The organism is Phenylobacterium sp., from assembly GCF_036502675.1.
Lineage (GTDB): Bacteria > Pseudomonadota > Alphaproteobacteria > Caulobacterales > Caulobacteraceae > Phenylobacterium.
In genome coordinates this window covers 1-7,127 of record NZ_DASXYF010000131.1, presented here as the reverse complement: position 1 = coordinate 7,127, position 7,127 = coordinate 1, and the positions used below count along the sequence as shown (strand labels likewise).

Annotated in this window: 4 protein-coding genes and 1 pseudogene; 3 read left to right on the top strand and 2 right to left on the bottom strand. The window is 67.2% G+C overall.

The features are described 5' to 3' along the window. Positions 1 to 1,101 (bottom strand): methyl-accepting chemotaxis protein (locus tag VGL30_RS17195; protein ID WP_331541247.1); only part of this gene is annotated, 1,101 nt, incomplete at its 3' end. Positions 1,102 to 1,874: 773 nt separating this feature from the next. Between VGL30_RS17195 and VGL30_RS17190 the strand changes: the two genes are divergently transcribed. Continuing rightward, entirely contained in the window at positions 1,875 to 3,077 is a 1,203-nt protein-coding gene (locus tag VGL30_RS17190; protein ID WP_331541246.1) for a hypothetical protein, read from the top strand. A 5-nt stretch (positions 3,078 to 3,082) separates the two neighbouring features. Here VGL30_RS17190 and VGL30_RS17185 read toward each other — a convergent pair whose 3' ends face one another. Beyond that, complete coding sequence (locus VGL30_RS17185) at positions 3,083 to 4,495, bottom strand: helix-turn-helix domain-containing protein (RefSeq protein ID WP_331541245.1); 1,413 nt, start codon at positions 4,493 to 4,495, stop codon at positions 3,083 to 3,085. Between the two features lie 151 nt (positions 4,496 to 4,646). Here VGL30_RS17185 and VGL30_RS17180 point away from each other — a divergent pair, with 151 nt between their 5' ends. Continuing rightward, the gene (locus VGL30_RS17180) at positions 4,647 to 6,239 is read left to right on the top strand and encodes an isocitrate lyase (protein ID WP_331541244.1); all 1,593 of its coding nucleotides are present in this window, start codon (positions 4,647 to 4,649) and stop codon (positions 6,237 to 6,239) included. Positions 6,240 to 6,922: 683 nt separating this feature from the next. Next, positions 6,923 to 7,127, top strand: a pseudogene (locus VGL30_RS18880) (catalase); the annotation flags it as partial.

The following is a 7,127-nucleotide window of genomic DNA, read 5'->3' as shown; positions in this document are numbered from 1 at the left end:
GCGTTGCGCCAGGGCGCGCACCTCGCTGGCGACGTTGTGCGAGATCTCGCCGGTCGCCGCGTTCTGCTGCTCGACCGCGGCAGCGACTCCCGCCGTATATTGGTTGATTTCCTGCATGCGCGAAGCGATTTGGCGGATCGCGTCGACCGCGCCGCTGGTCGAGTCCTGCACGCCGAGAATATGGCTGGCGATGTCTTCGGTCGCCTTGGCGGTCTGCACCGCCAGCGATTTAACTTCCGACGCCACCACCGCAAAGCCGCGGCCCGCCTCGCCGGCCCGCGCCGCCTCGACCCCGGCGTTCAGCGCCAAGAGGTTGGTCTGGAAGGCGATCTCGTCGATGACGCCGATGATCTGGGATATTTCCTGGGCGGAGCGTTCGATCTCGCCCATGGCGGCGACGGCGTCGCGGACCACCTGGCCGGAGCCTTCGGCGTCGAGCTTGGTGGCCAGCACGACATGGTTGGCCTCCGTCGCGCTGTCTGCGGTGTGACGGACGGCGGTGGTGATCTGGTCCAGCGCCGCGGCGGTCTCTTCCAGGCTGGCGGCCTGGCTCTCGGTGCGCCGCGCGAGGTCCTGGGCCGAACGAGAAATTTCGTCGGTGGAGGCGCGGATGACGTCGACGTTGCGCTCGACGGCCGCTGCGCCCTCAGCCGCGTACTGCATCCTCGAATTGATGTCGGCCTTGATCTGGGCGTACCGCTCGGGAACGTCGCAGGTGACGCGGAAGGTCCGGTCCTTGGCGGCGAAACTCGCCCAAGCCGTCTCGGAGATCGCCAGCATATCGCCGACCTCGCGCAGCTCGAGCTGCACCGCCTCGGCCTCCAGCCGGCGCGCCTCTTCCGCGACACGGGCTTCCTCCAGCCGCTGGGTGTTCTCCGCCGCCTGGTCGCTCACCAGCTTGCGGCAGAACTCGGCGACATGCGCCAGTTTTCCGACACCCCAGGCGCCCGCAAGTCCGCAGAGGGCGGCGGCGGTGCAACCGGTCAGCAACAGGGGGGTGGTCGCATGCGCCGCCGCCCCCAGGGCCGGGGCGACGTCGATCAGATAGATCGCCGTCACTGCCGCCATGGGCCCCGTCGCCGCCGCGCCGGCCACGATCATCAGTGATTTTCGCGTTTTGCGCGCCGCGTGAACCACCATGTCCGCAGTCTCCCACCCATTTTTCAGTCGTGCAGAGGATGGGGGAGGGTGGTGAACATCTCCTAAGCCTGCCTGCGACATTTCGACCCGAGGCCGCGGCATGGGCAAAGACGGGCTTGGGTTGTGGCCTGGGCGAGCGTGGTGCAGCACCCCTTCACAGGGGAGGAACCCCCGGTCGGAAGCTCCCAGATCTCTAATTTCGCAAAAGTCGCCTTGCCGACTCTCGGGTCAGTCGCCCGAACCCGCCCGGATTTGTCAGTGGAGGTCATCACCGTCACCGGCCGAAATCAAGATCACCCCCCAAGGGCAAAAATTGCACTTGAATAAGCAAAAAATGGCATCTTCCATAGTAAATATTCCAAAGATAAATGAATCACCGTCAGTAATCTGCGACAAGATGGAATTGTACCCGAGAAACTTGGAACCTGCGACAGGATGTCGCGGAAATGTAATCTATCTTGGAGCTGGAAATTAACCTGATCGAAGACGCTGCATAATAAGGATTTGATGGAATAGAAACCACAACGCGGTAGTGTCGTGTTCAAGGTTCAATATCGAAGCGAAGGTCAAGTTCTCTGGAACTTGTCAGCCCTGCCTACGAGCTTGCAGATGGCGATGGGCTTTGCGCGCAACGTCGAGCGCCGTGAGCAATCGGCGGCGATTCGCGTGGTGCCGAGCGGCGCGCCGGACGAGACCAGCCACCTCGTCGACTTGCGGGTCTAGGCGCGACGACCATGCTGGCGGAGACTGTTCCTCACCCGGTCGTTGCGAACCGGCTGTTGCCGGGGGGGCTGGACGATTCGCTCATCCGCTTCAACGATCCGGCGCTGCTGGCCGCGGGCAAGATCGTGATGATCTCCCTCGACGCGGTGGTGGAGCGCCTGGGAAACAAATGGGCGTTGCGCTGCGACCAAGTCTACGAGCACGCCGAGCGGACCCTGGAGCGGATCGTCGGTCCTCAGGGCTACCACCTGAAGGTCTCGGGCGCCGACTATCTGATCTGCCAGCCTGAGACCGGACGGTTCGTGGGCCAGGCTAACGCCCTGCGCGCCCTTCGAGAGATCCTGGGGCATTTCCTGGGCGCCGCCGGGCTTGCCGACACCGGGGTGCATGAGGTGGTCAAGGTCTACGGCCGCAGCATCGAAGCCCATCAACTCGACGCGGTGACGATCGACGCCGAAGCCGTTCACGAGGCGAAGGCGGCTGTCGCCCAAAGCGCGCCGGCGGGCGCCGACGAATGTCAGGCGCGGTTCGTGTCCGCGGACGGTCGGGCGCTGCGCGTCTCCTGCGCTCTCGAGCCGGTGTTCGAGCTCAAGAATTTCAACCGCATCGGCATGAGGCTGGCGCGGCGGGTGCTGGCGAACGGGTCCGACGCGCCGCTCCTGCCGGATCAGCTGAGCGCCCTGGCGCGGGCCGACATCCTGCGGGTGGACCTGGCGACCATCGGCCGGGGCCTGGAGCGCCTGCGCGCCGGGACCGAGGCCGGACGGCATCCGACCTTGATCGTGCCGGTGTCGTTCACGACCCTTTCGAGCCAGCAGGGGTGCCACGATGTCGTCAAGGTCTTCCAGGAAGCCGCCACCCTGGTCCGCAACGGGGTGATCTGCGAGATCTGCGACATCGCCGGAGCGCCGTCCGCGGCGCTGTCGGCGGCGGTGAGCGTGATCCGGCCGTTCGCCCTCTATGTCGTGGGCCGCCTTGGCGCGGGCCATCCGACGGCGACGGGCGCGTTGAAGGGGCTGGGCCTCCATGGCCTGTCGCTCGACCTGCCGGCGCATGGCGGCGAGCCTGAGCTGACCGGCGGGTTGCGGGCGCATGTCGAAGCCGCGCGCCGCATTGCCCGCTCGGTGATGGTCTACGGCCTGCCCTCCGCCCGCGAGGCGGGGATGGTGGCGCTGCTGGGCGCCACCCACGCCGGGGTTCGCGCCCGCAGCTAGGCGCCTCAGGCGTCGGAGAAGCCGAACGGGGCGCTGGTGCGGCGGATGTCGTCGAGCATCACCTGCCGGCCGATGGGCGGCGCCGAGCGGGCGGTGCATTCGGTGCGATGGCAGAGGTGGCAGGTGACGCCGATCGGAGTGGCGGCCTCGGCGCCGGGGCCGGGCTGGTTCTGGGTGTAGATCAACCGGCCGGCGTGCTCGGCCGCGCAGCCGAGCGCGATGGCCCGCTCCACCCGCGGCGCCCCGAAGCCGCCGCCGCCGGCGGTCACGGTGCGGGCGATCGAGAAGAACCGCTGGCCGTCCGGCAGCTCCAGCCACTGGGTGACGATCTCGCGCGGCGTGCGGAACGCCCGGTGGACCGACCACAGCGGGCAGCCGCCGCCGTGCCGCGCGAACGGAAAGCCCGCACCGTCCAGCCGCTTGGACACGTTGCCGGCGGAATCCACCCGGATGAAGAAGAACGGCACCCGCTCCTGGCCGGGCTTCTGCAGGGTGGTGAGGCGGTGGGCGACCTGCTCGAAGCTGGCGCCGAACTGGCGGCCCAGGGCCTCCACGTCATAGCGCCGGGCTTCGACGGCGCGGGCGAAGGCGGTGTAGGGCATGATCACCCCGGCGGCGGCATAGCTGGCCAGCGCCCGCCGGGTCAGGCGTTCGCCGGTCTCGGTGGCGAAGCTGCCTTCACCCAGCACCACATCGACCTCCAGCGGCAGCTCCAGGTAGGCCAGTTGCAGCGCCATCTGGAAGGCCTGGCTGGCGGCGTCGAGCGAGTCGTCCAGCAGCAACTCCTTGCGGTGCCTGTCCAGGCGCCGGACCGACCCGACCATCACGTTGGCGGGCAGCCGGCGGACCCGCAGGTCGTGGCGGGCCTTCAGGTATCCCGCGAGGCCGTCATGGGCGCCCACCCCCTGGGCCAGGCGCTCGGCGGCGTCGTCCAGAGCGGGGAAGCTGTTGCGGCGCGCCGCCAGGAAGCGCCGCGATTCCGCCATGGGGTCCGGCGCTTCGGGGCCGCGCCCGCCGCCCTCCTCGGCCCCCCGGTCGGCGAGGGCGAGCTGCTCCTCCCGATAGGTCGTGTAGAGGCGCAGCAGCGCTTCGGTGATGCCGGGGAAGTTGCTGGCGACGTCGGCGGTCTCCAGCGCCGGCAGGTCGATGTCGGCGAACATCGGGTCCCTCAGCACCGCCTGCAGCCGCGCCGCCTCGTCCGCGCCACCGCCGCCGGCCAGCGCCGCCACGTCCACCTTGTAGGTCTGCGCCAGACGCAGCAGCATCTCGGCGCTCAAGGGTCGGTGGTTGCGCTCCAGGAGGGCGACATAGGAGGCCGAGACATCCAGGTCGGAGGCCATGTCGGCCTGGGTGAGGCCAAGCTCACGGCGCAGGCGCCTGAGGCTGGGGCCCACGTAGAGGCGGCGTTCGCTCGGCATGTCGGGTCGATCTCATCAGGTTGTATGACCATTACAACCTTACACCGAATTTCTGTAATGTTCGACAACTAGACCGCACGGCGACTCCACGCCGCGCGGACCAAGCCGTACGCAGGCGGACAATCTCCTGTGTGCGGTCGAGGACGTGACGATGGCCTATCAAGATCACATCATTCAGATGAGCCAACTCATCAACAGCAAGGGCGGCGCCTGGACCGGCGTCGACGCCGAGTCCGTGTCGCGCATGCGCCTGCAGAACCGCTTCAAGACCGGCCTCGAAATTGCCCGCTACACCGCCTCGATCATGCGCAAGGACATGGCCGCCTACGACGCGGATCCGTCGAAGTACACCCAGTCGCTGGGCTGCTGGCACGGGTTCATCGGCCAGCAGAAGCTGATCTCCATCAAGAAGCACTTCAACTCGACCGACCGGAAGTACCTCTACCTTTCCGGCTGGATGATCGCGGCCCTGCGCTCCGAGTTCGGCCCGCTGCCCGACCAGTCGATGCACGAGAAGACCTCGGTGCCGGCGCTGATCGAGGAGCTCTACACCTTCCTGCGCCAGGCCGACGCGCGCGAACTGAACCTGCTGTTCCGCGACGTCGACGCGGCCCGTGCGGCCGGCGACAAGGCGAAGGAAGAGAAGCTGCTCGACGCCGTCGACAACTTCCAGACCCACGTGGTGCCGATCATCGCCGACATCGACGCGGGCTTCGGCAACGCCGAAGCCACCTACCTACTCGCCAAGAAGATGATCGAGGCCGGCGCCTGCGCCATCCAGATCGAGAACCAGGTCTCCGACGAGAAGCAGTGCGGCCACCAGGACGGCAAGGTGACCGTCCCGCACGAGGACTTCCTGGCGAAGGTGCGCGCGGTCCGCTACGCCTTCCTGGAACTGGGCGTGGAAGAAGGCGTCATCGTCACCCGCACCGACAGCCTCGGGGCCGGCCTGACCAAGCAGATCGCGGTCAGCCACGCCCCGGGCGACCTGGGCGACCAGTACAACAGCTTCCTCGACTGCGAGGAGGTCTCGCCCGACAAGCTGGTCAACGGCGACGTGGTCCTCAACCGCAACGGCAAGCTGCTGCGGCCCAAGCGCCTGGCGTCGAACCTGTTCCAGTTCCGCGCCGGCTCCGGCGAGGACCGCTGCGTGCTCGACTCGATCACCTCGCTGCAGAACGGCGCCGACCTGCTGTGGATCGAGACCGAGAAGCCGCACATCGAGCAGATCGCCGGCATGATGGACCGCATCCGCGCGGTCGTTCCGAACGCCAAGCTGGTCTACAACAACTCGCCGTCGTTCAACTGGACGCTGAACTTCCGCCAGCAGGTCTACGACGTGTGGTCCAAGGCTGGGAAGGACGTCTCGGCCTATGACCGCGCCAAGCTGATGAGCGTGGAGTATGACGCCACCGAGCTGGGCGCCGAGGCCGACGAACGCATCCGCACCTTCCAGGCTGACAGCGCCAAGCGGGCCGGCATCTTCCATCACCTGATCACCCTGCCGACCTATCACACGGCCGCGCTGTCCACCGACAACCTCGCCAAGGAGTACTTCGGCGAGGCTGGGATGCTGGGCTATGTGACCGGCGTCCAGCGCCAGGAGTTGCGCCAGGGCATCGCCTGCGTGAAGCACCAGAACATGTCGGGCTCCGACATCGGCGACGACCACAAGGAATACTTCGCCGGCGAAGCGGCCCTGAAGGCCGGCGGCGTGCACAATACGATGAACCAGTTTGCGTAAAGCCCGCGGCCCGATCCTTCATCGTGACGCAAGACCGACGGCCTGGGGTTCACCCCAGGCCGTTTGGCTGTCCTGGCGGTCCAGCGCCTTCAGCCCCCCGCTAGGCGGTCGAAAAGATCCAGGTCGCGAGCTTGCTCGTCCCGCGTGGCCGCCCGCCCGGTTCCAGACCACCGAAGTATATCGAGCTCACCCGCGCCAGGGCCGGCTCGCGCCGCCGTCGCGAACGGAGTCTTGAGCGCGAACCCGGCAACCCTACCGCCGGCTTCGCATTTCGCCAGGAGACCGCCGAATGAGCCGGCGGACGCCTTCCTCTTCATCCGCACACGCGAAACCATGGCCACCAAGTCCCCTTCGTCGACAAGCCCCCGCCCCCGCAGCCAGCCGTCCGATTCCGCAAGCGGGCCTGCGCTCTCCGTCAGCTATGCGGAGCCGCAAGGGCAGGGCGGCGAGACCCGCCAGACAGCGGAAAGCGCGACGGACACGCTGACCACTCAACAAGGAATTCCTGTCGCCGACGACCAGAACACCCTGCGCGCCGGAGCCCGCGGACCCGGCCTGCTCGAAAACTTCCATTTCCGGGAAAAATTTTCCACTTCGACCATGAACGGATTCCCGAGCGCGACGCCAAGGACCGCTCGACCTTCGTCAAGTTTCACTGGAAGCCCAGGCTGGGGCTGCAGTCGGTGGCCTGGAACGAAGCGGTGAAGATCAACGGCGCCGACCCCGATTTTCACCGCCGGGACCTGTGGACGCCATCACCACGGGCGCCTTTCCCGAGTGGGAACTGGGCGTGCAGCTCTTCGACCAGGCCTTCGCCGACAAGTTCGACTTCGACGTGCTCGACGCCACCAAGCTGATTCCGGAGGAGATCCTGCCGGTGCGGACCGT

Coding starts and splice junctions, on each gene's coding strand:
- VGL30_RS17190 (WP_331541246.1), top strand. CDS start 1,875: ATGCTGGCGGAGACTGTTCCTCACCCGGTCGTTGCGAACCGGCTGTTG.
- VGL30_RS17185 (WP_331541245.1), bottom strand. CDS start 4,495: ATGCCGAGCGAACGCCGCCTCTACGTGGGCCCCAGCCTCAGGCGCCTG.
- VGL30_RS17180 (WP_331541244.1), top strand. CDS start 4,647: ATGGCCTATCAAGATCACATCATTCAGATGAGCCAACTCATCAACAGC.